26 protein-coding genes are annotated in these 26,323 nt (G+C 74.0%); 14 read left to right on the top strand and 12 right to left on the bottom strand.

Annotated elements, in window-relative coordinates; genetic code table 11:
- Positions 1-9: 9 nt before the first annotated feature.
- Positions 10-669, bottom strand: a complete 660-nt coding sequence (locus MICAU_RS22870; RefSeq protein ID WP_013287720.1) for a TetR/AcrR family transcriptional regulator — start codon at positions 667-669, stop codon at positions 10-12.
- A gap of 80 nt (positions 670-749) precedes the next feature.
- On the opposite strand from MICAU_RS22870, the gene MICAU_RS22865 reads away from it, so the two are divergent.
- Positions 750-1,229, top strand: a complete 480-nt coding sequence (locus MICAU_RS22865; RefSeq protein ID WP_013287719.1) for a cupin domain-containing protein — start codon at positions 750-752, stop codon at positions 1,227-1,229.
- 80 nt (positions 1,230-1,309) lie between these two features.
- Here the strand turns inward: MICAU_RS22865 and MICAU_RS22860 are convergent, their stop codons facing one another.
- Positions 1,310-3,175, bottom strand: coding sequence for a WG repeat-containing protein (locus MICAU_RS22860; protein ID WP_013287718.1), 1,866 nt, complete (start codon positions 3,173-3,175; stop codon positions 1,310-1,312).
- A gap of 2,496 nt (positions 3,176-5,671) precedes the next feature.
- On the opposite strand from MICAU_RS22860, the gene MICAU_RS22855 reads away from it, so the two are divergent.
- The 4 genes from MICAU_RS22855 to MICAU_RS22840 all read left to right on the top strand — a co-directional run bounded on the left by MICAU_RS22855 (position 5,672) and on the right by MICAU_RS22840 (position 10,063).
- Positions 5,672-6,256 carry a hypothetical protein gene (locus MICAU_RS22855; RefSeq protein ID WP_157547420.1) on the top strand — a complete coding sequence of 195 codons (585 nt, stop codon included), beginning with the start codon at positions 5,672-5,674 and terminating at the stop codon, positions 6,254-6,256.
- Between the two features lie 1,152 nt (positions 6,257-7,408).
- The gene (locus tag MICAU_RS22850; protein WP_013287715.1) at positions 7,409-8,260 is read left to right on the top strand and encodes an ABC transporter permease; all 852 of its coding nucleotides are present in this window, start codon (positions 7,409-7,411) and stop codon (positions 8,258-8,260) included.
- A 28-nt stretch (positions 8,261-8,288) separates the two neighbouring features.
- A complete protein-coding gene (locus MICAU_RS22845; RefSeq protein ID WP_013287714.1) occupies positions 8,289-9,089 on the top strand; it encodes an ABC transporter permease in 801 nt (266 codons plus the stop codon).
- Entirely contained in the window at positions 9,086-10,063 is a 978-nt protein-coding gene (locus MICAU_RS22840; protein WP_013287713.1) for an ABC transporter ATP-binding protein, read from the top strand. Before MICAU_RS22845 ends, MICAU_RS22840 begins: the two co-directional genes overlap by 4 nt.
- Here the strand turns inward: MICAU_RS22840 and MICAU_RS22835 are convergent.
- The gene (locus tag MICAU_RS22835; RefSeq protein WP_013287712.1) at positions 10,047-10,607 is read right to left on the bottom strand and encodes a helix-turn-helix domain-containing protein; all 561 of its coding nucleotides are present in this window, start codon (positions 10,605-10,607) and stop codon (positions 10,047-10,049) included. The two genes, MICAU_RS22840 and MICAU_RS22835, sit on opposite strands and share 17 nt — an antisense overlap.
- Positions 10,608-10,674: 67 nt before the next feature.
- Here MICAU_RS22835 and MICAU_RS22830 point away from each other — a divergent pair, with 67 nt between their 5' ends.
- On the top strand, positions 10,675-11,463 hold the full coding sequence (locus MICAU_RS22830; protein ID WP_013287711.1) for an AzlC family ABC transporter permease: 789 nt from the start codon (positions 10,675-10,677) through the stop codon (positions 11,461-11,463).
- Positions 11,457-11,765, top strand: coding sequence for an AzlD domain-containing protein (locus tag MICAU_RS22825; protein ID WP_013287710.1), 309 nt, complete (start codon positions 11,457-11,459; stop codon positions 11,763-11,765). Before MICAU_RS22830 ends, MICAU_RS22825 begins: the two co-directional genes overlap by 7 nt.
- A 70-nt stretch (positions 11,766-11,835) precedes the next feature.
- On the opposite strand, the gene MICAU_RS22820 is transcribed toward MICAU_RS22825, so the two are convergent.
- From MICAU_RS22820 to nadA, 3 genes are all read right to left on the bottom strand, one after another.
- Positions 11,836-12,441 carry a DUF3043 domain-containing protein gene (locus tag MICAU_RS22820; RefSeq protein ID WP_013287709.1) on the bottom strand — a complete coding sequence of 202 codons (606 nt, stop codon included), beginning with the start codon at positions 12,439-12,441 and terminating at the stop codon, positions 11,836-11,838.
- Positions 12,442-12,555: 114 nt separating this feature from the next.
- Positions 12,556-13,911, bottom strand: coding sequence for a UDP-N-acetylglucosamine 1-carboxyvinyltransferase (gene murA, locus MICAU_RS22815; protein WP_030273035.1), 1,356 nt, complete (start codon positions 13,909-13,911; stop codon positions 12,556-12,558).
- Positions 13,912-14,125: 214 nt separating this feature from the next.
- The gene (gene nadA / locus MICAU_RS22810; RefSeq protein WP_030273033.1) at positions 14,126-15,301 is read right to left on the bottom strand and encodes a quinolinate synthase NadA; all 1,176 of its coding nucleotides are present in this window, start codon (positions 15,299-15,301) and stop codon (positions 14,126-14,128) included.
- 43 nt (positions 15,302-15,344) lie between these two features.
- Between nadA and MICAU_RS22805 the strand changes: the two genes are divergently transcribed.
- The 4 genes from MICAU_RS22805 to MICAU_RS22790 all read left to right on the top strand — a co-directional run bounded on the left by MICAU_RS22805 (position 15,345) and on the right by MICAU_RS22790 (position 18,715).
- Complete coding sequence (locus MICAU_RS22805) at positions 15,345-16,505, top strand: glycerate kinase family protein (protein WP_013287706.1); 1,161 nt, start codon at positions 15,345-15,347, stop codon at positions 16,503-16,505.
- A gap of 140 nt (positions 16,506-16,645) precedes the next feature.
- Complete coding sequence (gene erpA, locus MICAU_RS22800; RefSeq protein ID WP_013287705.1) at positions 16,646-17,014, top strand: iron-sulfur cluster insertion protein ErpA; 369 nt, start codon at positions 16,646-16,648, stop codon at positions 17,012-17,014.
- Positions 17,015-17,192: 178 nt separating this feature from the next.
- Complete coding sequence (locus MICAU_RS22795; RefSeq protein ID WP_013287704.1) at positions 17,193-18,167, top strand: carbohydrate kinase family protein; 975 nt, start codon at positions 17,193-17,195, stop codon at positions 18,165-18,167.
- The gene (locus MICAU_RS22790) at positions 18,164-18,715 is read left to right on the top strand and encodes a P-loop nucleotide/nucleoside kinase family protein (RefSeq protein WP_013287703.1); all 552 of its coding nucleotides are present in this window, start codon (positions 18,164-18,166) and stop codon (positions 18,713-18,715) included. The genes MICAU_RS22795 and MICAU_RS22790 overlap by 4 nt, the downstream gene beginning before the upstream one ends.
- Positions 18,716-18,781: 66 nt before the next feature.
- Here MICAU_RS22790 and MICAU_RS22785 read toward each other — a convergent pair whose 3' ends face one another.
- Together MICAU_RS22785 and MICAU_RS22780 are read right to left on the bottom strand one after the other, a co-directional pair.
- Positions 18,782-19,000, bottom strand: coding sequence for a sulfurtransferase TusA family protein (locus MICAU_RS22785; RefSeq protein ID WP_013287702.1), 219 nt, complete (start codon positions 18,998-19,000; stop codon positions 18,782-18,784).
- The gene (locus MICAU_RS22780; protein WP_013287701.1) at positions 18,997-20,148 is read right to left on the bottom strand and encodes a cysteine desulfurase family protein; all 1,152 of its coding nucleotides are present in this window, start codon (positions 20,146-20,148) and stop codon (positions 18,997-18,999) included. The genes MICAU_RS22785 and MICAU_RS22780 overlap by 4 nt, the downstream gene beginning before the upstream one ends.
- A gap of 171 nt (positions 20,149-20,319) precedes the next feature.
- Between MICAU_RS22780 and ctaC the strand changes: the two genes are divergently transcribed.
- On the top strand, positions 20,320-21,291 hold the full coding sequence (gene ctaC / locus MICAU_RS22775; protein ID WP_013287700.1) for an aa3-type cytochrome oxidase subunit II: 972 nt from the start codon (positions 20,320-20,322) through the stop codon (positions 21,289-21,291).
- 10 nt (positions 21,292-21,301) lie between these two features.
- On the top strand, positions 21,302-21,730 hold the full coding sequence (locus MICAU_RS22770) for a cytochrome c oxidase subunit 4 (RefSeq protein ID WP_013287699.1): 429 nt from the start codon (positions 21,302-21,304) through the stop codon (positions 21,728-21,730).
- A gap of 937 nt (positions 21,731-22,667) precedes the next feature.
- Here MICAU_RS22770 and MICAU_RS22760 read toward each other — a convergent pair.
- The 4 genes from MICAU_RS22760 to MICAU_RS22745 form a co-directional block, all read right to left on the bottom strand.
- Positions 22,668-22,877 carry a hypothetical protein gene (locus MICAU_RS22760; RefSeq protein ID WP_013287698.1) on the bottom strand — a complete coding sequence of 70 codons (210 nt, stop codon included), beginning with the start codon at positions 22,875-22,877 and terminating at the stop codon, positions 22,668-22,670.
- 145 nt (positions 22,878-23,022) lie between these two features.
- The gene (gene trpD / locus MICAU_RS22755) at positions 23,023-24,069 is read right to left on the bottom strand and encodes an anthranilate phosphoribosyltransferase (RefSeq protein ID WP_013287697.1); all 1,047 of its coding nucleotides are present in this window, start codon (positions 24,067-24,069) and stop codon (positions 23,023-23,025) included.
- A gap of 81 nt (positions 24,070-24,150) precedes the next feature.
- Complete coding sequence (locus MICAU_RS22750; RefSeq protein WP_013287696.1) at positions 24,151-24,549, bottom strand: response regulator; 399 nt, start codon at positions 24,547-24,549, stop codon at positions 24,151-24,153.
- 104 nt (positions 24,550-24,653) lie between these two features.
- On the bottom strand, positions 24,654-25,607 hold the full coding sequence (locus MICAU_RS22745) for a cytochrome c oxidase assembly protein (protein ID WP_013287695.1): 954 nt from the start codon (positions 25,605-25,607) through the stop codon (positions 24,654-24,656).
- A gap of 108 nt (positions 25,608-25,715) precedes the next feature.
- Between MICAU_RS22745 and ctaE the strand changes: the two genes are divergently transcribed.
- Positions 25,716-26,315, top strand: a complete 600-nt coding sequence (gene ctaE, locus MICAU_RS22740) for an aa3-type cytochrome oxidase subunit III (protein ID WP_013287694.1) — start codon at positions 25,716-25,718, stop codon at positions 26,313-26,315.
- Positions 26,316-26,323 lie beyond the last annotated feature (8 nt).

Genomic DNA, 26,323 nt, shown 5'->3' with positions numbered 1-26,323 from the left:
GTCCGGCGTTCACGCCCCCAGCAGCGCGTCGCGCATCCGGACGGCGAGCCACTGCCGGAAACTCTCCTCCGTCCACCCGCACCGCTGCACCAGCGCCGCGTAGTGCGCCGGGTCGTTGTAGAACCACAGCGCGTCGACCGCGCGGTCGGTGCCCGCGTCCGGCCGGAGCGGGCCGTCCAGGGTGAGCAGCCGGTCGACCACCATGGCGGCGCCCGCGCGGCGGTTGCGCAGCAGCGTCTCCCACAGTTCGGCCACCTCGGGCGCCTCGTCCGCCGCGCGGCGGACCGTCTCGAAGGCGCCGGCCGCGCGGTGGCCGATCAGCGTGCAGACCCCGGCGTACGCGTCGAGCACCGCGCCCTGGTCGGACGCCTCCCAGACCGGCTGGAACCAGGGGCGGCGCGCCACCGGCACCGGCTCGTCGTCGCCGGCGAGCGCCTCGTCGAGCACCTGGCGCAGCAGGGCGGCCTTGGAGCCGAATGCGGCGAACACGGTGGGCCGGGCGACGCCCGCCTCGGCGGCCACGTCGGCCAGTGACGTCGCCGCGTAGCCGCGCGTCACGAACAGGTCGGTCGCCGCCCGCACGACCGCCTGACGGGTACGCCGGGCGCTCTCCTCGCGCACCGCCGAGCGGTAGGGGCGCGTCGACTTGCCGTCCTTGACTCCAGCCATGACCTCGCGATACTAACAATCTATTCACTAGACTCCCGGCTATCGAATGTTCCCGCGTTCACTGAAATCGGAGGCCACCCATGTCCGTCCGCCCCTACCTGCTCGGCCCCGACGACGGCGAGGCGTACTGGTTCCTCGGCAACCTGTGCACGTTGAAGGCCGGTGGCCGGCACACCCGGGACCGCCTCACCGTCGCCGAGTTCGTGAACCCGCCGGGCTTCGCCCCGCCCCTGCACCGCCATCAGGTCGAGGACGAGATGTTCTACCTGCTCTCCGGCACCGCCCGGTTCCACTGCGACGGCGAGACGCTCACCGCCGGTCCCGGTGACTTCGTCCTGCTGCCGGTGGGCCTGGCGCACACGTTCGTGGTCGGCCCGGACGAGCCGTTGCGCGCGCTCCAGATCACCACCCCGGCCGGGTTCGAGCGGTTCGCCGCGGAAGCAGGCGTACCGGCTCCGCACCGCCGGCTGCCCGACCCGGCGCCGATCGACCCGGCAGCGCTCGGGCACGCCGCAGCCCGCAACGGCATCGAACTGCTGGGCCCTCCGCCGACGGCGTGAGCGGCCGAGCCGGGTCGCCGGGGCGGCCAGACGCTGACGGGCCGGGTCGCCGCCGCGCAAGGTGGCGTGCCGGGCGCGGGTCAGAGCACCGGGCTGGCGTCGGCGAGCAGCCGGTCGATCTCCGCGACCACCGCCGCGCGCCCCGGATGCACCGGGTCGATGAGCGGCTCGCCGCGCCGGTCCAGCGCGCCCCACCGGCCCGACTCGGTGGCGACCAGGAACGCCACCGGATGCACCACCACCGTCGGGTACGCCGGTGGCACCACCACCCGGCCGGCCCGGTCCACCACGCCCCGGCGACCGGCCAGCTCGACCACCGCCAGTCCGTCGGCGGTGAACCCGTCGACCTCGCGACCGTCCGCGAGCGGCGTGCCGAGACGGTGGTAGCGGGTCGGCACCACCACCTCGCCGGTCAGGTCCACCGCGCCCCAGCCGCCGTTCTGCCGTACCGCCGCCAGGCCGCTGCGGAACGGCCTGGCCTCCTCGTACCCGGGCGGGATCTTCACGATGTTCATCCGGTCGACGGCCATCCACCGGCCCTTGCCGTCCATCGACACCCAGGACAGCCCTTCCGAGAAGGGCACCACCGCCCGGTAGCCGTTGTTCGCCTCGATCAGCGCCGCGCCGGACGTGTCGATGAGCGCCCACCGGGACGCCTCCGGCCGGCGTACCCAGGCCATTCCCTCGTGGAACGGCTGCGCCTCGGCGTACCGGTGCGCGATGACCATCTCGCCGTCGGCGTCCGCGTACCCCCAGAGCTCTTGCTCCTCGTCGAACGTCGGCATCGGCGGACGCGGCGTGCCGAGCACCTCCTCGGGCCGGCGCGGCGCGGGCCCGAAGCCGTCGGCGGCGGCCCGCTCCGCGACCGCGTCCAGCGCGACCTCGACCCGGGCGTTGAGCTGCGCGTCCTCGCCGTGGCGCAGGTCCAGCGCCCGCTCGAAGTGCAGGCACGCCTCGGTCAGCCGGCCCTGGTCGTAGCAGCACCGCCCGGCGTGCTCGTGCAGCAGCGCACGCAGCCGGTCCGGCAGCTCCGGCGAGTTCGTCTCCGCGAAGAGCCGGTCCGCCTCCGCGTGTTCACCCCGCCACCGCAGCGCCTCGGCGAGGCGCGCGCGGGCCAGCGCGGTCCGCCGGAACTCGCCGGTGGCCTCCGCGTACGTGACGGCGAGCCGCGCGTCACCGAGCGCGTCGTCCAGGTCACCGAGGACCCGGGACGCCACCGCGCGCAGGCTGAGCAGCCGGGCCCGGCTGCGGTTGTCGAGCGTGGTGTCGAGTTTGCCGGTGAGCCCGTCCCGGATGACCCGCAACTGGGCCGGGTCGGGGGCCTGCTCGCGCAGCGTCAGCGGATCCAGCTCCCAGCCGACCGCGGCGAGGGCCTGCTCCGGGTCGACAGGAGGCTGCGGCTCGGCGTCCGCCGCAGGTTCGGCGCCGTCGTCGGTTCCGGCTTCTTCGGGGGTACGCCGATCCTGCGCGTCGTTGGCGTCGGCGTGCTCGGTGCTGTTGGTGTGCTCGGCGCCGCCGGCGTGGTCGGCGTCGTGCTCGGTGCTTGTCGGCGTCGGTTCGGCGTCGTCGGCCTGCGCCTGTCGTGCGGGTGCGGCAACGGTGGCGTCCGTATCAGCGGCCGTGTCGACCGGCTCCGGGGTGGACGGTGCGGGCGCGGAGTGGCCGGTGCCGTCGGCCGCCGCTGGTCCCTGGGCTGTGCCGTCGGCGATGGTCTCGCGCGTCGTCTCGTCGGCAGTGCTCTCCGGTGCCGCGTCGTCCTGCCGGGTCTCGGTGGTGCCGGAGGCGGCGACATCGTTCGGAGTGCGCTCCGGCGCAGGGCTGAGCCGCTCGGGTGCGGCAGCCATCGCGCCGTGCGGCTCGGGCTCGGCGCGCGGACCGTCGGGTACGGGAACGCTGGTGTCCGCCGTCGTCGGCTCGGCCGGCGGCGGGGTGATCGGCGCGTGCACGGGTACGGCCGGTGCGTCGGTGGTCGTTGCGGCATCGGCCGATGCGCCGGCGGTCGACGCGTCCACGGCCGAGGCGGTGACGATAGGTGCCGGTGCCGGTGCCGGCGTGGGTGTGGGTGCCGGCGGTGCGTCGAGGGTGCCCGCGGGTTTGCTGGTGCTGGTGCTGGTGCTGGTGCTGGTGCTGGTGCTGGTGCTGGTGCTGGTGGGTGCGGGTGCGTTCGCATCGGCAGTGGACGCCGGTGCTGGACCGCCGCTCGCACCGGGCACGGCGAGCACGGCAGCGCCTGGCGGCACCGCGGCATCGAGTTCCGGAGTCCTCCTCGCGTCCGCTGCGTTCGTCTCCGCTTGGTCCGTTGCGGCTTCCGGCCCCTTCGCCGCCGATTCCGAAGCCTCCGCCACCGCTGGAGACCCGTCGTCAACGGTCGGGTGCGTGCCCAGCGTTGGCGCGCCGAGGGATGCCGCCGGCGTCTCGACGGACGGCACCCCACTGCGCTCGCCACCCGACGGTGCGATCGAGTCCTGGCCGGGTAGAGATCTTGGTACGAAAGGGCCCCCAGAGGGGCCGAAATCGTCCAAGATCTCCGGCGGTTTCGGGGCTTCCGCGGGCTGGTTCGGGCGGAACCACGCCTCGGCGCCGGGGGACGGTGGAGGCGTCGTCTCCGCCGGTCGGCCGTTCTCCGACGGCATGTCGCTCCGGACAGAGGACGTGCCGGCTCCGAGGCGCTCCGTGCCCTGTGTGGGCCGGGTGTCCGCGTCGGCTTCCGGACGGACGAGGTCCGCCCCGGACACAGCTTGGACGTCCACTCCGGCATCGGGCCGGCTTCCGTCCGAGCGGGACTCGGGCCGTATGCCTGCGTCGGCTCCCCGGCCGCCCTCCTCTGCTGGGACGTCCACATCGGCCTGCGGCCGGCCGGTGGTCGGCGTGGCGTGGGTGGCGGTCCGGGACGTCGTCCCGGCGTGCGCGTCGACCACCGGACGGTCGACCACCGGATGGTCGGCGTCCGTGCTCGGCGTGATCGGGGTGCCGGGCGTGGTCCGGGGACGCGGGTCGGCTACGGGGCGATCGGCGTCCGCGCCCGGGACCGCACGGGTGCTGGTGCCGGGCGTCGCTCCGGAGTACGCGCCGGATCCGGGACCGTTGGTGCCCGCGCCCGCGCCCGCGCCCGCGCCCGCGCCCGCGCCCGCGCCCGCGCCCGCGCCCGCGCCCGCGCCCGCGCCCGCGCCCGCGCCCGCGCTCGTGCTCGTGCTCGTGCCCGTGGTGCCGGTGCCCGTGGTGCCCGTGCCCGTATCCGTGCCCGTGCCCGTATTCGTGCCCGTGCCCGTATTCGTGCCCGTGCCCGGCGCTGGTCGGATGCCTACTCCGGAGGTCGCTCCGGCGTCGGCTTCGAGACGGTTGGCGTCCGTGTGCGGAGCGGGTCGGCTGCCCGTGCCGGTCGTGGGCCGAGCCGCCTGTGCTTCCGGGGCGGCAGGGCCCATCGCCGGGACGACCGGTGGTGGCGTGGTCGGCCGGGCCGGGGCAGGGCCCGGATAGGTGGGCGGAGCGGGACGAGCCGGCGCGGCCTCGGTCGGCTGGACGGGACCGGCCGAAGGAGGCTCTTGACGTTCCTCGGTCCGCCCATGCGGCGGCGTGGGGTGGACGGGCTCCGCTCGTCCCGTGCCTGTCGGAGCCTGCGCATCGCCTCTGGGCGTGCCGACAGCCGACGCAGGGGGAGTGACCCCGCCGGAGACCGGTGCGCCGGAAACGGGCGCACCCGAGGCGGGCGCACCCGAGACGGACGCACCGGGCTCGTCTCGGACGGGAACGGCCGGTGCGGAAGCACCGTCGACGACGCGTCGGCCGGGCTCGGTCACCGGCGGACGGGTCGCCTCGTACCGACCCGGCGCCGGCATCCGGTGCTGCTCGTCCGTACCAGCTGGTGGCACGGGCCGCAGCGGGGCCTGGCCGGTCGACGGCGAGCCGTCACCGGAGTGCGCGGGCGTGCGCGGTGTCGACAGCGGATCCGGCACCGCCGGGACAGGGCGGGGACGGTCGTCGGGGCGCGGGTGCCCGGCCGACCCGGCCGGGGCCGTGCTCCTGCCCTCGGCGCCGCGGACCGGATGAGCATCGGGCCATCGCCCAGGCCGCGTCGTCCCCGGTGCGTCCGGCGGCGTCCGGCGCTCGTCTGGCCGCGCCGTCCGCGAATCGTCGGAACGCGCGGCGACCTCGTCCGGCCGGCGACGCTCCTGCTCGGGCTGCGCTCGACCGGCTTCCGGGCGCGACAGGGCGGCGTCGGGGCGCGTCGGGGCGGCGTCGGGGCGCGACGGGGCGATGGGCGGCCGGGTGGCGTGGGGACGCGGACCGGTGCCGTCGGGCTGCGCGCCCGGACCGGCGGGCCGAGCGTCGCGTGGGTCCGGACGGACGGGACCGTCCTGCTCGGGACGGCGCGCGTCGGGGCGTGGACCGTCGGGGGGCGGCATCGGGTGCCGGGGCGGCATCGGCCGGTCCACGGGTGGGCGGTGCCGGTCGTCCGGCCGGTACGCGTCGGGTTCCGGCCGGGGGCGGGGCTCGATGACGGGCCACTCGCCCTGGTGCGGGCGGGGACGATCGGCCGGCGGGCGCTGCCAACGCTGGTCGGCGCCCGGCCGCACGGGGGCGGAGGCTTGCGGGTCAGCCGGACGGTGCCCCTGCGCGCCGTACCGGCCGGGTTCGCCCTGCTGCGCGGGCCGCCCGTTCTCGGGTGCCCGGCGCTGGGTCTCGGGGTAGGCGGCGGCCTCGCGGCCCGGCGCACGATCGTCCCACCGGCCACCGGCCGGGTCGCGCCGGTTCGCCGGGGGACGTGGGCCGGGCTCGCGCCAGCTGTCACGCCCGGGCTCACGCCGGCCGTCGTGGCCCGAACCGGCCCGACCGGGTTCACGCCGGCCGTCGTGGCCCGGCTCGCTCCAGCCTGGTTCGCGCCGGCCGTCGCGGCCGGGCTCGGCCCGGCCTGGCTCACGTCGGCCCGGCTCGCCCTGGCCGGCAGTGCTCCGCTCCGACGGCGGCACGGCCTGGTCACGCCCGTCGATGCCGGGACCGCGCCGACCACGGGCCGGATCGTCCGGTGACGGCTCCACGAAGGGGCCGCGACGACCATCGGGCAGGGGTTCGCGGCGTCCGCCGGGGGAGTGGTCCTGGCGAGCGTCGGGTGGCGTGCCCCATCGTTCACCGGAAGCCGCCGGACGACCGTCGGCCGGGGCGTGCCTGCGCGGAGCGGGGTGCGGGGTCTCGTTCGGCTCCGCCATCCAGCCCGGTTGGACGGTCTGGCGCGGTGGGCCGTCGGGGCGTACCCAGCGTTGGTCGAGCCGCTCCGGAGGCGGACCGGGGCGGTGGGGCCGACGGCCGTCCGCGCCGGGGCCGTCGGGATGCCCGCGCCGCTCGTCCGGCCCCGCGGGGCGCTGTCCGCCGGAACTGGCGGAACCGATCGGGTACGCCCCGCGCGAGGCGGCCGGCCCGTCCAGGTACGTGCCGCGTGGTCCTGCCGGCCCGTCTGAGTGCCCGCCGCGCGGCCCTGCCGATCCGCCCGGATGCACGCCGCGCGGCGCTGGCGTGTTCGAGTGCCCGCCGCGTGGCCCGGCGGGGCTGGTCGGGTGCACCCCGGGCGGGGCCGCGGGACTGATCGGGTACCCAACGCGCGGGACCGCCGGGCTGACCGGGTATGTGCCGTGCGGGCCGGCCGGACTGGTCGGGTATGTGCCGTGCGGGCCGGCCGGACTGACGGGCTCACCGCCGCGCGGGCTGGCCGGGCTGACCGGATGACCGCCGGCCGGACTGACCGGGTAGGCGTCGCGTGGACCGGCCGGACCCGCCGGGCGTCCGCCCTCGTGCCCGGGGGGCCGGAAACCGGCGGGGCTCACCGGGTACGTGTCCTCGTCCGGCGCGGGGCTGACCGGCCGTACCTCGGCGCGGCCGACAACGGGGCGCGGACGCGGCGTCAGGTTCTCGATGCCGATGTCACCCGGGTAGCGCTGCCCGGGGAACTGCGGCTGCCACTCGTGGGTTGGCTCGGCGGCCCAGGCCGGTTCGGCCGGCTCGCGCCAGCTGCCCCAGCCACTCATCGGCAACCCCTCCGGCCGCTCGCGCGGGACGGCCCCGGGGCCGGCTCGCGTCGCTCGCTCACGGCGGTGTCACCTCATTGGAAATTCTCGCGCTGGGGCGCCGGACGTGCCGGTACAGTCGCCCGGTCCAGCACGTCGTGGCTGCGGAAGGAGGGTAACGGCGTGGGCTCGGTCACCGCCACTGTGGCACCACCCACCGGCGCACACGTTACCCCATGGTTTCGGACATTCGGCGCGATCGCGGCGGCCGGGTTCCGGCGGCACGCGACCTACCGGCAGGCCGCCGTGGCGGGGTTGTGCACCAACACCGTGTTCGGCTTCCTGCGCTGCTACATCTTCCTCGCGGCGACGGGTGCGGCGGGCACCGTGGCCGGCTACGACAGGGCGCAGCTCGCCACGTTCGTCTGGGCCGGCCAGGGGCTGCTGGCGGTCATCGCCATCTGGGGCTGGACCGATCTGGCCGACCGGATCCGCACCGGTGAGGTGGCCGCCGACCTGCTGCGGCCGGTGCACCCGGTGACCAGCTACCTCGCCACCGACCTCGGCCGGGCCGGGTTCGCGTCGCTGGCCCGGCTGGTGCCGCCGCTGGTGGTCGGGCCGTTCTTCTTCGCGGTGTACGTGCCCCGGCACTGGGCCACGGTGCCGCTGTTCCTGCTCTCCGCGCTGCTCGCGGTGGTGGTCTGCTTCGGCTGCCGCTACCTGGTCAACGCCACCGCGTACTGGTTGCAGGACGTGCGGGGCCCGATGATCCTGTGGACGCTCGGCTCCGGCGTGCTGGCCGGGCTCTACTTCCCGCTCGGTTTCCTGCCCGGCCCGCTGGAGACCGTCCTGCGGTACGCCACCCCGTTCCCCAGCATCCTCCAGGTGCCGCTGGACGTGCTCGTCGAGCGGGAGCCGATGGCCACCGGTCTCACCCTGGTCGCGGTGCAGGCCGGCTGGGCGGTGCTGCTGCTGGCGCTGTGCCGGCTGGTGCAGCGTCGCGCCGAGCGCCGCCTGGTGGTCCAGGGTGGCTGAGCGCGCGAGCGCCCCCAGGGTGGCTGAGGTGGGTGAACTACGGGCGTACCGGGCGCTGCTCGGTGCGCAGGCGCGCTCGCAGGCGGCGTACCGCACGTCGTTCGTGGTGGACCTGGTCGGCAACGTGGGCGCCACCGTGTTCGACGTGGTCACCGTCCTGGTGATCTTCGGCGTGACGCGGGAGCTGGGCGGCTTCACGCTGCGCGAGACGCTCGTCGTGGTCGGCCTGTCGTCGTGCGGCTTCGCCACCGCCGACCTGCTGGTCGGCAACATCGAACGGCTTCCCCGGTACGTGCGCACCGGCCTCTTCGACGCGGTGCTGGTACGCCCGCTCGGTGCGCTGCCGCAACTGCTGCTGATGGACCTGCCGCTGCGCAAGCTGTCCCGGGCCGTGTTCGGGCTCGCCGTGCTGCTGTTCGCGCTCGTCTCGGCCGGCATCGACTGGACGCCGGGGCGGGTCGCGCTGGCGGTGGTCGCCCCGCCGGCCGCCGTGGTCTTCTTCGGCTCGGTCTTCGTGCTGACCGCGACCGTGTCGTTCTACTGGGTCGACTCGGGCGAGCTGGCGAACGCGGTCACCTACGGCGGGCGCGACTTCACCTCGTACCCGATCACCGTGTACGGCGGCTGGTTCCGCGCGCTGTTCGCGTACGGGATGGGGTTCGCCTTCGTCAGTTACCACCCGGCGCTGGCGCTGCTGGGCCGCGCCGACCCGCTCGGCCTGCCGCCCTGGACGGGGTGGGCCGCGCCGGGCGTCGCGGTGGTCGCCGCGGCGCTGGCCGCCCTGGCCTGGCGCGTCGGGGTCCGTCACTACCGGAGTACGGGGTCATGAGCGTCATCGAGATGGACGGGCTGCGCAAGGAGTTCACGGTACGGGTGAAGGCCGGGCCGCTGCGGCGCGAGAAGCGGACGGTGACCGCCGTCGACGGGGTCGACCTGCGGGTGGAGCGCGGCGAGATGCTCGGCTACATCGGTCCGAACGGCGCCGGGAAGTCGACCACGCTGAAGATGCTCACCGGCGTGCTGACGCCGTCGGCGGGGCGGGCCCGGGTGTGCGGGCTGCGTCCGGTGGCCGACCGGACCCGGCTGGCGCTGCGCATCGGGGTGGTGTTCGGGCAGCGCTCGCAGCTCTGGTGGGACCTGCCGTTGCGGGACTCGTTCGACCTGTTGCGGCACGTCTACCGGGTGCCGGCCGGCGAGCACGCGGCCCGGCTGGCCCGCTGCCGGGAGCTGCTCGACCTGGACGGGTTCCTGGACACGCCGGTCCGGCAGCTCTCGCTGGGTCAGCGGATGCGCGGCGAGCTAACCGCGGCGCTGCTGCACGGCCCGGAGGTGCTGTTCCTGGACGAGCCGACGATCGGCCTGGACGTGGTGAGCAAGCAGGCGGTGCGCGGCTTCCTGGCCGAGCTGGGCCGGGCCGGGGACACCACGCTCGTGCTCACCACGCACGACCTGGCCGACATCGAGCGGCTGTGCCGGCGGCTCGTGGTGATCGACCACGGGCGGGTGGTGCACGACGGGTCGATCGCGGAGCTGCACCGCCGGTACGGCTCGCGCCGCATGGTGGTCGCCGAGCTGGACGCGGCGCTGCCCGAGCCGCCGGTGCTGCCCGGCGCGCCGGTGCAGCGGGTGGAGGCGGACGGGCGGCGGCTGGTCTTCGCGCTGGAACGGGCGAGCGTCGCCGAGGTGGTGGCCGGGCTGGCCGGCCTGACCACGCTGCGGGACATCTCGATCGTGGAGCCGGACATCGAGGAGGTGGTGACCCGGCTCTACCGCGCGCCGTCAGCGGTCACGGGTGCTCCATGACGAGTACGGCGAAGGTGCCGGGGGCCAGCGCCTCGTACCGGTGCGGGGTGTCACCGGGGAAGGTGGCGTAGTCGCCCGGCTCCAGCTCGACCAGGTCGGTCTCGGGGCCGACCCGCATCCGCCCGGCGGCTACCACGACGTGCTCGACGCTGCGCGGGGTGTGCGCCTCGGCGAGCCGTACCGCGCCGGGTTCCAGCTCCATCACGTAGACGTCGCGCCGGGCGTGCGGCGCCCCGGCCGCGAGCAGGGTGGCCGAGAAGTCGGCGTGCTCGGACCGGATCCGGGGCCCCTGCCCGGCCCGGACCACGCGGACGGCGGCGGTGGGTGGTTCGACCAGGCGGCTGAACGGTACGTCCAGCGCCACGCCGAGCGCCCAGAGCGTCTCCACGCTGGGGTTGCCGGACCCGGACTCCAGCTGGGACAGGGTGGACTTGGCGATCCCGGCGCGGCGGGCCAGCTCGGTGAGCGACAGGCCCGCCCGTTCACGCTCGCGGCGCAGCGCGGCGGCGATGGTGGCGAGCGGGGGAGCGGGGTCGATCGCCATATGTTCGCTCCATCGGTCGGTTTGTTCGGTTTGACGAACCAGCGTGCTTCCGTTCAGGATAATGGACATGCGTACGGCATACCGAACGGGCGACGCCCGGGTGCTCCGCGACGTCGCCGCCATCGGCGCGGCGATGCTCGCCGTGGGCGCGTCGTTCGGCGCCGTGGCGGTGGCCGCCGGCCTGCCCGTCTGGGCCACGCTCGCCATGTCGGCGGTCGTCTACGCCGGCGGCGCCCAGTTCATGGCCGTCGGGCTCGTCGCGGCCGGCAGCCCGCTCGCGGCGGTCCTCGCCGGTCTGCTGCTCAACGCCCGCCACCTGCCGTTCGGCCTGGCCCTCGGTGGTGCGCTCGGTCCGCGGCGCGCGCAACGGCTGCTCGGCAGCCACCTGATGACCGACGAGGCCACAGCGTTCGCGCTGGCCCGCCCGGCCGGGCCGGAGCGGCGCCGGGCGTTCTGGCTCGCCGGGGTGCTGCTGTTCCTGGCCTGGAACGCCGGCACCGCGCTCGGCGTGCTCGCCGGCGGCGCGGCCGGCGACCCGGCGACGCTGGGACTCGACGCCGCGTTCCCCGCCGGGCTGGCAGCACTGCTGCTGCCCAGCCTGCGCGACCGGGAGACCCGCCGGGTGGCGCTCCTCGGCGCCGGCCTCGCCGTGCTGGCGACCCCGCTGCTGCCGGCCGGGCTGCCGGTGCTGCTCGCGCTCGCCGCGCTGGCCCTGCCGCTACTGGCCCGCCGCCGGCTACCCGCCGCGCCGTCCGATGTGACGGCTGCGTCGCCCGATCCGGATGCCGCGCCGGACGGGACCGCTGACGAAGCGGCTGACGGCCGGAGCGTACGGGCCGGGGAGGTCTCGTGCTGATCGCCGTGATCCTCGCGCTGGCCGCCGGCACCTACGGCTTCCGCGTCGCCGGGGTGCTGCTGCGGGACCGGCTGGACCTGCCGGAGTGGTCCCGTCACCTGCTGCCGATCGGCGCCGCCACGCTGCTTGCCGCGCTCGCCGCCACCGCGGCGCTCACCGAGGCCGGCGGCTTCGCCGGCTACGCCCGGCCCGCCGGGGTGCTCGTCGGCCTGCTGCTCGCCTGGCGCCGGGCGCCGTTCGTGCTGGTCGTGGTCGCGGCGGCGGCCACCACCGCGGTGCTGCGCCTGCTCGGCGTGGCCTGAGGCCGGTCCTCGCACGAGAACGGCCCCTCACCGCCGGGGGCGGGGAGGGGCCGAGTCGGGGCCGGTCCGGTCAGACCTTGTCGCCGATGTTCACGCGGGGCGCGGGCGCGCGCATCCGGCGGAACGTGATCGACCGCATGATCGCGTAGAAGTAGAGCGAGCCGAGCTTCTCGGTGCTCTTGGGGAAGCGCTCGCGGACCAGCCGCTTGATCTTCCGGGAGATCAGGATCGAGTCGATCAGCACGCCGAGCGCCAGCGCGCCCCAGAGCACGTTCGACAGCAGCCGCACGATCGGCGGCATGGCCTGGTTGGAGCCGAACAGCACGATCAGCGCGCCGCCGAAGAACCAGGTGCCGATCGTACGGCGGGAGTCGACCACGTTGCGGGCCAGCAGCCGCTCGGGGCCCCGGTCACGCGGGCCGCCCTCGCGGCGGAACTCGGCGGCGGCCTCGGCGCGGGCGGCGCGGCGCTGCGCGCGGGCCTCCTCCTTGGTCAGCGGCTTCGCCGGCGCGGTCGGCCGGCGACCGGCGACCGGACGCTTCGGCGTGACCTGCCCGAGTTCCTTCTTGCTGGGCGTGTAGCCCCGAGGGCGGGCGGCGGACTCCTCGTCGGTCGTCACAGTGGTGACGGAATCCTCGACGAGGTCGGCGGGCTTGCGGCGAAACAGCGACGGCACGCGGCAAGGGTAGCCAACCGGCCGCGTCCGGTGCACATCACGGGTGCACCGGGCGCGGCCGCTTCCGGTCGCGGCGCCGCGACAGGGGCGCTGTCGCGACGCGGAACGGGACGGTCAGGGACGCTCGACGTGGGCGCCGAGGTCGGCCAGCTTGGCCTCGAAGTCCTCGTAGCCGCGGTTGATCAGGTCCACGCCGTACACCCGGGAGGTGCCCTCGGCGGCCAGCGCCGCGATCAGGTGGCTGAACCCGGCCCGCAGGTCCGGGATGACCAGGTCGGCTGCGTGCAGCTTGCTCGGCCCGGCGATCACCGCGGAGTGCTTGAAGTTGCGCCGGCCGAAGCGGCACGGGGTGCCGCCGAGGCAGTCCCGGTAGACCTGGATGTTGGCGCCCATCGTGTTCAGCGCCTCGGTGTAGCCGAGCCGCTGCTCGTAGACCGTCTCGTGGACGATCGACAGGCCCCGGGCCTGGGTGAGCGCGACCACCAGCGGCTGCTGCCAGTCGGTCATGAAACCGGGGTGCACGTCGGTCTCCAGCGCCACCGCGTTCAGCTCACCGCCCGGGTGCCAGAACCGGATGCCGCCCTCCTGGCCCGGGCTGCCGCCGCGCGGCGGACGCAGGTCGGTGACCTCGTACTCGCCGCCGACCGACCGGAAGATGTTCAGGAAGGTCATCATGTCGGCCTGCTGGGCGCCCAGCACCTCGACGTGACCGCGGGTCGCCAGCGCCGCCGCCGCCCAGCTGGCCGCCTCGATCCGGTCCGGGATCGGCCGGTGGGTGTAGCCGTGCAGCTTCTTGACGCCCTGGATCTCGATCACCCGGTCGGTGTGCACCTTGATGATCGCGCCCATCTTCTGGAGCACGCAGATGAGGTCGATGATCTCCGGCTCGACCGCCGCGTTGCGCAGCTCGGTGACGCCCTCGGCCATCACCGCGGTGAGCAGCACCTGCTCGGTGGCGCCCACGCTCGGGTACGGCAGCGCGAACTTCGTGCCGTGCAGCCCGTTGGGCGCGGACAGGTGCAGGCCCTCCGGCGTCTTCTCGACGGTGGCCCCGAACTCGCGCAGCGCCTGGAGGTGGAAGTCGATCGGGCGCGGGCCGATGTGGCAGCCGCCCAGGTCGGGGATGAAGGCGTGGCCGAGCCGGTGCAGCAGCGGGCCGCAGAACAGGATCGGGATCCGGCTGGACCCGGCGTGCACGTTGATCTGGTCGGTGCTGGCGCTCTCGACGTTCGTGGGGTCGAAGACGAGTTCGCCCTCCTCCACGCCATCGCTGACCTTCACGCCGTGCAGGCCGAGCAGACCGCGGACCACCTCGACGTCACGGATACGCGGCACGTCGAACAGCCGGCTCGGTGTGTCGCCCAGCAGGGCGGCCACCATCGCCTTGGACACCAGGTTCTTCGCGCCGCGCACGCGGATCCGCCCTTCAAGCGGAGTGCCTCCGTGTACGACCAGGACGTCGTCGGTCAACGCAACCTCCAGCGCGTTGGGTGCTGCCGTGTCTAGTGATGGGTGCACGAAGTTCATCGCTACCCGGAACGCGGTCATGGGAAAACGGGCCGCGTGTGTCGTCGCCCCGGCAGCATAGCCCTCCGTGACGGGAATGGAATCGGTCACATCGCCAGCGAGGGCACGAACCGGGGTGTCCGGTGCGTTTCCGTGCCAGCGGGGTCACCGACGGTGATCAGGCTCCCGGAAGGGCGAGCATCTGGTCCAGCGCCGACCGGGCGTGTCGGGCGGTCTCCGGGTCGACGGTGATCTGGTTGACCACGCGTCCGGCGACCAGCTCCTCCAGCGCCCAGACCAGGTGCGGCAGGTCGATCCGGTTCATCGTCGAGCAGTAGCAGACCGCCCGGTCGAGGAACATGATCTGCTTGTCCGGGTGGGCCAGCGCGAGCCGGCGCACCAGGTTCAGTTCGGTGCCCACCGCCCACGCCGAGCCGGCCGGGGCCGCCTCGATGGTCCTGATGATGAACTCGGTCGAGCCGACCAGGTCGGCGGCGTTCACCACCTCGTGGCGGCACTCCGGGTGCACCAGCACGTTCACGCCCGGCACCCGCTCGCGTACGTCGTTGACGCTGTCGAGCGTGAACCGGCCGTGCACCGAGCAGTGACCCCGCCACAGGATCATCTTCGCGTCGCGCAGCTGCTCCGGGGTCAGCCCGCCGTTCGGCTTGTGCGGGTCGTAGAGCACGCAGTCGTCGAGCGAGAAGCCCATCTCCAGCACCGCGGTGTTGCGGCCGAGGTGCTGGTCGGGCAGGAACAGTACCTTGCGGCCCTGCTCGAAGGCCCAGTCCAGGGCCCGCTTGGCGTTCGACGAGGTGCAGACCACGCCGCCGTTGCGGCCGACGAAGCCCTTGATGTCCGCCGAGGAGTTCATGTACGTCACCGGCACGGTCTCCGCCGCGATGCCCAGATCGGTGAGCGTGTCCCACGCGGCCTCGACCTGCGACAGCACCGCCATGTCGGCCATCGAGCAGCCGGCGGCGAGGTCGGGCAGGATCACCTTCTGCGCGTCCGAGGTGAGGATGTCCGCGCTCTCGGCCATGAAGTGCACGCCGCAGAAGACGATGTACTCCGCGTCCGGGCGGGCGGCCGCCTCCCGGGCCAGCTTGAACGAGTCGCCGGTCACGTCGGCGAACTGGATCACCTCGTCGCGCTGGTAGTGGTGGCCCAGGACGAACACCTTCGTGCCGAGCGCGGCCTTCGCGGCGGCGGCACGGGCCACCAGGTCGGGGTCGCTCGGCGCGGGGAGATCACCCGGACACTCCACGCCACGCTCGGTGGCGGGGTCGCTGCCGCGGCCGAGGAGCAGCAGCGCCGTGGCGGTGTTGGACGGCTCAACCCAGGTCGAAGTCACGCCCCCATGGTCCCACAGCGCGACCACCGCGCAGCCGTCCCCGATGTGGCCTGCCACACTGCTGCGCATGCGCGTGCTGCTCTGTCCGGACAAGTTCGCCGGCACGCTGTCGGCCCCCGACGTGGCCGCCGCGGTGGCCGACGGCTGGCGTGACGTCGCGCCCGGCGACGACCTGCTGGCCCGGCCGCTCGCCGACGGCGGGCCGGGGTTCGTCGACGTGCTCGCCGGGGCGCTCGGCGGACGCCGGGTGCCGGTGCCCACCGTCGACCCGCTGGGCCGCCCGGCCGCCGGTGAGATCCTGCTCACCGACGACGGCACGGCGTACCTGGAGAGCGCGCAGGCGTGCGGACTGCACCTGCTCACCGCCGCCGAACGCGACCCGAAGGCCACCACCTCGTACGGGCTGGGGCTGCTCGTCGCCGCCGCGGTCGAGGCGGGCGCGCGGACGGTGGTGGTGGGGCTGGGCGGCTCGGCCACCAACGACGGGGGCGCCGGGATGCTCGTCCCGCTGGGCGTCACGCCGCTGGACGGCGCCGGCCGGGCCCTGCCGTACGGCGGCGCGGCGCTCGCCGATGTGGCCGCGCTCGACGGGGAGCCCCGGCTGCGCGGCGCGACGCTCGTCGCCGCCACCGACGTGGACAACCCGCTGCTCGGGCTGCACGGCGCGAGCAGCGTCTTCGGCCCGCAGAAGGGCGCCGACCGGGCCGACGTGCTGCTGCTGGACGCCGCGTTGACCCGCTGGGCGGAGGTGCTGACCGAGCGCCTGCCCGGCTGCCCGTCCGGGCTGGGCGCGCTGCCCGGCGGCGGCGCCGCGGGCGGCCTCGGTGCGGCGGTGCTGGCGCTCGGCGGCCGGTGCGAATCCGGCATCGGCCTGGTCACCCGCGCGGTGGGGCTGGACGCCGCGCTCGACGCCGCCGACCTGGTGATCACCGGCGAGGGCTCGTTCGACCACCAGTCACTGCGCGGCAAGGTGGTCGCCGGTGTGGCCGGGGCGGCCCGGGACCGGGGCGTGCCCTGCGTGGTGCTGGCGGGACGGGTGAGCACCGGGCGGCGGGAGGCGGCGGCGGCCGGTGTCACCGAGGCGCACAGCCTCGTGGAGCACTTCGGCGGCGAGGAGCACGGGGGAGTGGACGCGGCGATGGCCCGCCCGGCCGAAGGGCTGCGCGCGCTCGGCGCCCGCCTGGCGCGGCAATGGAGCCGCTGACCGGTTCCGCTGGTCACGCCGCCGGGTGGTGACGCCGGAGGCGGCGTACGATCGAAAGACGGACCACACCGGGAATCACTGGCGGACGTGCGGCGTTGGCCAGGACGTCCGGACCTCATACCGCGCAGGGAGACTTCCACGTGACCACGCCAGCGCAGACCGAGTCGACCGAGGCCAAGGCCCCCAGCACCGTCGTCCTCACCGACGTCGCGGCGCAGAAGGTCAAGGCCCTGATCGAGCAGGAGGGCCGCGACGACCTGCGGCTCCGGGTCGCCGTGCAGCCGGGTGGCTGCTCCGGCCTGCGGTACCAGCTGTTCTTCGACGAGCGCTCGCTCGACGGTGACGTCGTCACCGACTTCGACGGTGTCGAGGTCGTCGTCGACCGGATGAGCGCCCCCTACCTGGCCGGCGCCACCATCGACTTCGCCGACCGGATCGACGCCCAGGGCTTCACCATCGACAACCCGAACGCGGGCAACTCCTGCGCCTGCGGCGACTCCTTCAGCTGAGTCGACAGACCGACCGACAACGGCGGGCCGTCCCGGATGGGGCGGCCCGCCGTTTCGTCGTACCCCTGCGCGTGACGTCCGGATGTGCGCCGATCGACCGGTTGGTGACCGACCGCCGTCCGTGCGGCCCGGGGGCCGGTAGGCTGACCGCGCCGTGCTCCCGACCCCGAGGGTTGACATGAAGATCGCCGTGACCGGCTCGATCGCGACCGACCACCTGATGAGCTTCCCCGGCCGATTCGCCGACCAGCTCATCGCCGACCAGCTCGACAAGGTCTCGCTGTCCTTCCTCGTCGACGAGCTGGTGCTCCGCCGCGGCGGCACCGCGGCGAACATCGCCTTCGGCATGGCCCAGCTCGGGCTGCGCCCGGTGCTGCTCGGCGCGGTCGGCGCCGACTTCGCCGACTACCGCTCCTGGCTGGAGCGCCACGGCGTCGACTGCGACTCGGTGCACGTCAGCGAGGTCGCGCACACCGCACGCTTCGTCTGCACCACCGACACCGACATGTGCCAGATCGCCTCCTTCTACGCCGGGGCGATGAGCGAGGCCCGCAACATCGAGCTGGCCCCGGTGGCGCAGCGCCTCGGCGGTCTGGACCTGGTGCTGGTCAGCGCCAACGACCCGGCCGCGATGATCAGGCACTCCGGCGAGTGCCGGGACCGCGGCTACTCCTTCGTCGCCGACCCGTCGCAGCAGCTGGCCCGGATGGACGGCGAGGACGTGCTCGGCCTGATCGACGGTGCCGACTACCTGATGACCAACGAGTACGAGAAGTCGCTGCTCCAGAGCAAGGCCGGCCTTACCGACGAGCAACTGCTGGACCGGGTCAAGGTGCGGGTCACCACGCTGGGCAAGCAGGGTGTGGAGATCGCCGGCCGGGAGATCGGCACGATCCGGGTGCCGATCGCGCGGGAGATGCAGGCGGTCGACCCGACCGGTGTCGGCGACGGCTTCCGGGCCGGTTTCTTCGCCGCGCTCGACTGGGGCGTCGGCCTGGAGCGGGCGGCCCAGGTCGGCTGCCTGCTGGCCACGCTCGTGCTGGAGAACTTCGGCGGCCAGGAGTACGAGGTCCGCCGCGACCTGTTCGTGAAGCGACTCGCCGAGTCGTACGGTGACGCGGCCGCCGAGGACGTCCGGCCGCACCTGCTGTGACCGGCCCGGCGGCCCCGGCCGGAGGGGTGGACCCGGAGGTCCGCCCCGGCGGCGGCGGTCCGGTGCTCGTCGCGTTCGCCGGGCTGCCGGGCGTGGGCAAGACCACGCTCGCCGCCCGGGTCGGCGCCGCCCTGCGCGCCCCGGTCCTGCCGGTCGACCCGGTCGAGCGCGCCCTGCACCGCTACGGCCTCACCGGCGACGTACCCGGCATGGCCGCCTACGGCGCGGTCGCCGGGCTGGCCGAGGTGCAGCTCGGCCTCGGGCTCAGCGTGGTGGTCGACGCGGTGAACCCGGTCGCCAGCGCCCGGGGCCTCTGGCACGACGTGGCCGAACGGGCCGGCGTGCCGCTGCGGGTGATCGAGGTGCACTGCGGCGACGAGGCGGAGCACCGCCGCCGGGTCGAGGCCCGCCCGCCCGAGGAGCACGGCACCTGGGAGCAGACGCTGCGCCGCCGGGCCGAGTACGAGCCGCTGATCGGCCCGCGCCTGGTGGTCGACACCGCCGTGGCCGCCGACCCGCTGCCGGGCATCCTCGCGTACCTGCGCTGACGGCCGGTCGGCCGGCGTTAAGAAGGGCCCCTTCCTCTACCTGAGGCGTTAAGAAGGGGCCCTTCCTTACACCCGGACGTCGTAGGCGGGCCCCGGGCGCTCGGCGAGGAACTCGTGGCCGCGCATCCGGCACCACGCCGGGATGTCCACCGCCGCCGCCGGATCGTCGGCCAGCACCCGTACCACCGCGCCGGCCGGCAGGCCGGGCACCAGCCGGGCGAGATTGATCACCGGTAGCGGGCAGCGCTGCCCCCGGCAGTCCAGCACCTCGTCCGGCTCGCTCACAGGTCCGTCACCCCCGCCTCCGCCCGCAGGTTCGCCACGATCCCGGGCAGCTCGGCCAGGAACCGCTCCACGTCCGCCTCGGTGGTCTCCCGGTGCAGCGACACCCGCACGTTGCCGTGCGACAGCACCCCCATCGCCTCCAGCACGTGTGACGGGCGCAACGTCGACGACGTGCACGACGAGCCGGAGGACACCGCGAACCCGCGCCGGTCCAGCGCGTGCAGCAACGCCTCGCCGTCGACGTACAGGCAGGAGAAGGTCACCAGGTGCGGCAACCGGTCCACCGGGTCGCCGACCACCTCCACGTCCGGCACCTCGGCCGCCACCCGCGCCCGGATCCGGTCGACAAGCGGACCCAGCCGGGCCGCCTCCGCCGCCGCGTCGGCCGCCGCCGCGCGCAGGCTCGCCGCCGCCGCGACCACCGCCGGCAGGTTCACCACCCCGGGGGTACGCCCCGACTCCCGCTCGTCGGCCGGGTACGGCGACTCCCACCGGGTGCCCTTGCGCACCACGAGCAGTCCGACACCGGGCGGTCCGCCCCACTTGTGCGCGCTGGCGGTCAGCACCGACCAGCCCGACGGCAGCGGCGCCCGCCCGGCCAGCTGCGCCGCGTCCACGTACAGCGGCACGCCCGCCTCGGCGCACAGCTCCGCCGCCGCGGGCACCGGCTGCACAGTGCCCACCTCGTGACTGGCCCCGATCAACGCCGCGAGGGCCACGCCGGGCGCGGCCACCGCCGCCGCCCAGGCGTCCAGGTCCACCCGGCCCGACCGGTCCACGGGTACGGACACCGCCGCGCCGCCACCTGCCGTGTGCCGCTCCGCGGCGTGCAGCACCGCCGAGTGCTCGATCGCCGAGTGCACCAGCGTCGCCCCGGCCCGCCGCCGCCCGGCCAGGCCTCCGAGTACGGCGGCGTGCGCTGCCGCCGTACCGCTGGGGGTGAAGGACAGCTCGTCGGCGCGGACGCCGAGCGTCTGCGCGGCGGCCTCGCGCGCGGCGTCGAGGAGCTGGCGAGCCCGGCGGGCCGCCGAGTAGAGCCGGGCCGGGTCCGCCCAGCCGTCGTCCAGTGCGGCCAGCATCGCCTGCCGCGCGACCGGATGCAGCGGCGCCGCGCTGGCGGCGTCCAGGTAGACCGGGGAGACGCTCATGAGGCTCCACGCTATCGCCCGGTTACGCCCAAGATCCCCCCGATGGGGGTGGACAGCGACCCCAAGACGGCCTGGCCGGTCATGGTCGAGTAATCTGCGACCGTCGGTGACGCCTTTGCCGTCGGTGTCAAGGAGAACAACCGCCGCGGCGCGCTAGGGAGGCAGGACCAGGTGGTCGCAAGGAGTTCGGAGGTACGGCGCTCGGCCGTACGGCACAGCGCTTCCCCGGGGGCCGGTGGACGCCGGCGGCGTGGTGCTGGTCGAATCGCCGGGCTCGGTCTCGGCGCGGCGGCGCTGCTGGTCTCGCTCACCGGCTGTGACGTCGGTAAGGCGTTCGGCGGGTTCGGCTGGCCGCAGGGCGGCATCACGCCCGAGTCGCACCGCATGTACGACCTGTGGATCGCGTCCTGCATCGCGGCGCTCGCCGTCGGCGTGTTCGTGTGGGGCCTGATCTTCTGGTGCGTGGTCCGCTACCGCAAGCGCGGCAACGAGCTGCCGGTGCAGACCCGCTACAACCTGCCGATGGAGTTCCTCTACACCATCGCGCCGATCCTCGTGGTCTCCGTGCTCTTCTACTACACGGCGGTCGTGCAGACCGACGTGAACAAGCAGTCGAAGAACCCGGACGTCACCGTCGAGGTCGTCGCGTTCAAGTGGAACTGGCAGTTCAACTACCGCGACGGCCAGGGCACCGAGGCCAACACCGTCGCCTCGGTGCTCGGCACCAGCGAGGTCATCCCGGTGCTGGTGCTGCCCAGCGGCCGCTCGATCCGCTTCGAGGAGACCAGCCGTGACGTCATCCACTCGTTCTGGGTGCCGGAGCTGCTGTTCAAGCGGGACGTCATGCCGGGCAACGTGCGCAACACGTTCGAGGTCTCCAGCATCGACCAGGAGGGCGCGTTCGTCGGCCGCTGCGCCGAGCTGTGCGGCAGCTACCACGCCTTCATGAACTTCGAGCTGCGGGTCGTCTCGCCGGAGAAGTACGACCAGTTCCTGGCGGCCAAGAAGGCCGGCAAGTCGACCCAGGAGGCGCTCGGCGCGATCGGTGAGGAAGAGTACGCCACCGAGACGAAGCCGTTCGACACCCGGCGCGACGTGAACAACTTCAACCCGTCCGACGCGACGGCCGGCGCGGGAAGCTGAGGGGTCCGGCATGAAGACCGAGTGGAAGATCTTCCTGACCATCGCCACGTTCCTCCTCGGCGCGACGATCCTCTACGGCGCCTGGACGTACGCCGACAGCGGCGGTCACGTCGAGTGGATCGGCACGGTGGCGCTGCTGCTGTCCTTCCTGCTCTGCGCGATGTGCGGCGGCTTCTTCTGGTTCGTCTCCCGCCGTATCGACCTGCGCCCCGAGGACCGGCCGGACGGCGAGATCGCCGACGGCGCCGGTGAGGTCGGCTTCTTCAGCCCTGGCAGCTACTGGCCGTTCGGGCTGGCGCTGGCCGCCGCGATCGCCGGTCTCGGCCTGGTGTTCTGGCAGTTCTGGCTGCTGGGACTGGGCCTGGTGGCGGTCGTCCTCGCCACCTGCGGGCTGCTGTTCGAGTACTACTCGGGCACCCGCCGTACCGCCGAGCACTGACAGACCCACCGCCGCAGGCCCGCCACCCCCCCCACCGGGGGAGGCGGGCCTGCCGCTTTCCCCCACCCTCCGCCTCCCGCCCTCCGCCCGTCCCCGTCGATCATGAAGTTGACGGCGCTGGCGGTCCTCTTTGTCCCCGCCAACCTCATGATCGCCGCCCGTGCGGTCGGCCTGGTGCCCGCTCCACCTCCGACACGCACCACCCGGGTTCTCGCTCACCGGGCCGTTCCATTCACCGGGAGCGCCGTTCCACTTGCCAGGACCACAGGAGATCTTGGAAGGAAAGCGCCCTCATAGGGGCCCTTTCCTTCCAAGATCTCGCTCACCACCGCTTGTCCGCGTTCAAGGCCGGGTGCCGTGACGGGTCAGCGCCGACACTCACGCCCGAAGGCCCGACGCCCGCCCTCACGCCTTACGCGCACCGCCGACCGCCCAGGCGAGCGCCGGCCACCGTGCGCTCCCGCGCCGGCCCGGCCTCGTTGATCAAGGAGTTTGAGGCACTTTCGCGCGCCGTCGATGACACAAACCCCTTGATCACCGGTTCGGCCGGGGAGAGCCCTCGCCACCCCGGCCACCAAGCGGTGATCAAGGAGTTTGGGTCCACCGGGGCGACCGTGGGGGACACAAACTCCTTGATCACGAGCGGCGGACGGTTGGGCTGGCGGGCGGGGTGGGGTGGGGCGGGGCGGAGTGGAGAAGGGTGGGCGGCCGCGCGCGGCACGGGGGCGCAAAGAGGCGCGAGGGCGCAAGAGGCGCGGACAGGCGCGGAGGCGCAAAGAGGCGCGGACAGGCGCGGGGGCGCAAAGAGGCGCGGACAGGCGCGGAGGCGCAAAGAGGCGCGGACAGGCGCGGGGGCGCAAAGAGGCGCGGACAGGCGCGGCGCGCGGACGGGCGGAAGGGCGGGAGGGCGGGATGGCCGGAGGGGAAGGAGCGGCGGTCAGGCGGCCCGGGGGTGGGACGGCCGGCGGGGTGTGCGGCGGCTCGCCAGGCGGGTCTCGCGGAACGTGAACGTGGCGATCACCACTGCCGCGCCGCAACCGGTGCAGATCAGCTCCGGGCAGTCGGCGCCGTGCCCGTCGCCGCACGGCGGCGCCTCGAACAGCACGACGCCCTCGCAGGTGTCACAGTGCAGCTCGCGGTCAGACACGGGAGGCTCCTCTCGCTCCGGGCACCGGCCCAGGCGGTGAGACGCCGGCCGGCGGACCAGAGACCGAAAACGAAAGACCGAAAACGGAAAATAACTCCCGTGTAGTTTGGCACGCGGGTACGACAACACCCGCGCCAGGCCGCCGTCAGGCGGTGCGCGCCACCTCGAGCCAGCGCTCCAGCGCGGCCGCGGCGGCGCCCGAGTCGACAGCCTCGGCGGCCCGGTCCAGATTGGCCCGCAGCACCTCGTGCAGATCGCCGTCGAGCGGCCCCTGGGTGGCAAGCGCGACAGCGGCGTTGACCAGGACCGCGTCCCGCACCGGGCCGGTCTCACCGGCGAGCAGGCGGCGGACGACGTCGGCGTTGTAGACCGCGTCCCCGCCGCGCAGGTCGGCCAGGGTGGCCCGGGGCACGCCGAGGTCCGTCGCGTCCAGCACGGCCTCGGTGACGCTGCCCTGCTGCGCCACCCAGACCCGGGTGGGGGCGCCGGTGCTGAACTCGTCCAGGCCGTCCTCGCCGCGTACCACGATCGCGGAGTCGCCACGGGCCGCGAAGACGGCGGCCATCACCGGGGCCATCCGCTTGTCGAAGCAGCCCACCGCGCCCGCGCGGGGCCGCGCCGGGTTGGTCAGCGGGCCGAGGAAGTTGAACGCGGTGGGTACGCCGATCTCGCGCCGGACCGGGCCGGTGTGGCGCATGCCGGGGTGGAAGCGGGCGGCGAAGCAGAAGCCGATGCCGGCCTCGGTGACGCAGCGGGCCACCTGCTCCGGTGCCAGGTCGAGGGGTACGCCGAGCTGCTCCAGCACGTCGGCGGTGCCACACGAGGAGGAGGCGGCCCGGTTGCCGTGCTTGACCACGCGGACCCCGGCCCCGGCGACCACCAGCGCCGCCATGGTGGAGATGTTCACCGTGTGCGCGAGGTCTCCGCCGGTGCCGACCACGTCCAGCGCGGTCGCGCGTACGTCCTCGGGCAGGTGCACCGGCACCGCGCGGGTCAGCATGGCCTCGACCAGGCCGCCCAGCTCGGCGGGGGTCTCACCCTTGGTGCGCAGCGCCACGGCGAACCCGGCGATCTGCGCCGGGGTGGCCGAGCCGGCCATGATCTCGCCCATCGCCCACGCGGTGTCGGCGGTGGAGAGCTCCTCGCCGCGCAGCAGCGCGTTGAGCAGAAGCGGCCAGGTCCGTTCGCCCATGGCGGGCCTCCCGAGCGGCGTGAGGAATGCGGTTGGGGCGCGCCACGGCCGCGTGGCCGTGGCGCGCGAGGACCGGAGGGGTCAGGCCGCGGCGTGGGTGCGGCGCAGCAGCTCCGCCACGGTGCTGCCGGCGACCACCGGGTCCAGCGGGTGGGTCAGCGTGGCGTCGACCTCGGCGTACGCGGCCAGCCAGCGGTCGGCGGCGCGAGCCAGCACCACGCAGGTCGGCGGCGCGTCGTCCCGGTCGTCCTTGATCTGGCGGGCGATGCCGATGCCGCCGCCCGGGGTCGCCTCGCCGTCGAGCAGGAGCAGGTCGATCTCGTAGTCGTCGACCAGCCGGATGCAGGCGTTGTAGTCGTCGGCCTCGACGAACTCGATCTCGATCCCGGGCGCCGGCCGGGTGCCCACGGCGAGCCGCATCCGGTCGCGGACCTTCGGGTCGTCGCTGTAGAGCAGGACGGTGCAAAGACGATCGCTCATCGTGACGTGGCTCCCACCTCGTAGCTGCCCGCTGATCGTAGCGGTCGTCACATCCGGGCCGTCGCCCCGCCCGGCGGGCTCGGGGCGTACCCCGGAACGTGCCGTCAGGTGCTCGCCTCCGCGGCGCGCTGGCGGGCCTCCTGGCGGTCCAGCTCGCGGTCGAGCCGGCGGGCCTCGCGCTCGGACTGCTTGACCCACTGGACGACCAGGACAGCGAGCATGGTGACGCTGACGAACTCGCCGCCGGCCCACAGGATGCCGCCGGCGACCACCTGGTCGTTCCAGGGGTCGGACCAGGACAGGTTGAGCGACGGGTACCAGTCGCCGCCGAACAGCGTGGTGCTCTGCATGATGGTCAGGCCGAGGACGGTGTGGAACGGCACCGAGAGCAGCATGAGCAGCGCGCGCCCCGGGTACGGCCAGCGGCCGGGCAGCGGGTCCAGGCCGAGCAGCGGCCAGAAGAAGACGCAGCCGGTGGCGATGAAGTGCGCGTGGACCAGTTCGTGCGCCCACTCGTGGCGCAGCGTGAACTCGTAGAGGTCGGTGAAGTACAGCGCGAACGGGTTCACCACGAAGATGGCGAACGCCACGAGCGGGAAGCTGTAGATCCGGATCACCTTGCTGTGCACGATCGCGAGCAGCCGCTTGCGGGGCCGCACCGGCAGCGTGCGCAGCGCCAGCGTCACCGGGGCGCCGAGCGCCAGGAAGATCGGCGCGATCATGGACAGCACCATGTGCTGCACCATGTGCACCGAGAGCAGGGCGGTGTCGTACGCGCCGAGGCCGGTGAGCGTGACCAGGGCGATGCCGCCGAGGCCGGGGCCGAGGAACGACACGGTACGGATGACCGGCCAGCGGTCGCCGCGCAGCCGCAGCCTGTGCACCCCGTAGAGGTAGAGGCCGGCGGCCAGGACGATGCCCAGCGTGAGCCAGCTGTCCAGGCGGGTCTCGGTGAGGACCCGGGTCACGGTGAACGGTGGCGGGGCGCCCTCGCCTCCCGCCGCCAGTGTCGCCGGAACAGCCGAGGTGACGGCGCGGATCTGATCGACGTGCAGCACGCTTTTCAGGGTAGGTCAGGCGAAGCGGACCACCACGATCGGGCCACGGAAGGGACCGGTTTGGCACCCCGCTGATCGTCGGTCCCGGTCAGGGGCAATAATGACCGCGTGACTGCGGCCCCAGCCATTGACAAGAGCCGGATCCACTCCCTGACCCGACCCAACATGGTCAGCGTCGGGACGATCGTGTGGCTCTCCAGCGAACTCATGTTCTTCGCGGCGCTGTTCGCGATGTACTTCTCCATCCGCGCGGCGGCGCCGGAGCAGTGGGAGAAGCACACCGAGGTGCTGAACATCCCGTACGCGACCACGTTCACGGTGATCCTGGTGCTCTCCTCGATCACCTGCCAGATCGGCGTGTTCGCGGCCGAGCGCGGTGACGTCCACGCTCTGCGCCGGTGGTTCACGATCACCTTCGTGATGGGTCTGATCTTCGTGCTCGGTCAGCTGAACGAGTACCGGACCCTGGTGCACGAGGGTGTGAAGATCAACGAAGACGGTTACGGGTCGATGTTCTACCTCACCACCGGCTTCCACGGTCTGCACGTGACCGGCGGCCTCATCGCCTTCGTGATCTTCATGATCCGTACCACGATGGGCCGGTTCACCCCCGCCCAGGCGACCTCGGCGATCGTCGTGTCCTACTACTGGCACTTCGTGGACGTCGTGTGGATCGGGCTCTACGCCATGATCTACTGGCTCCAGTGATCTTGGCG

The organism is Micromonospora aurantiaca ATCC 27029, from assembly GCF_000145235.1.
Classification (GTDB): Bacteria; Actinomycetota; Actinomycetes; order Mycobacteriales; family Micromonosporaceae; genus Micromonospora; species Micromonospora aurantiaca.
This window is presented reverse-complemented; position numbering and strand designations above follow the sequence as displayed.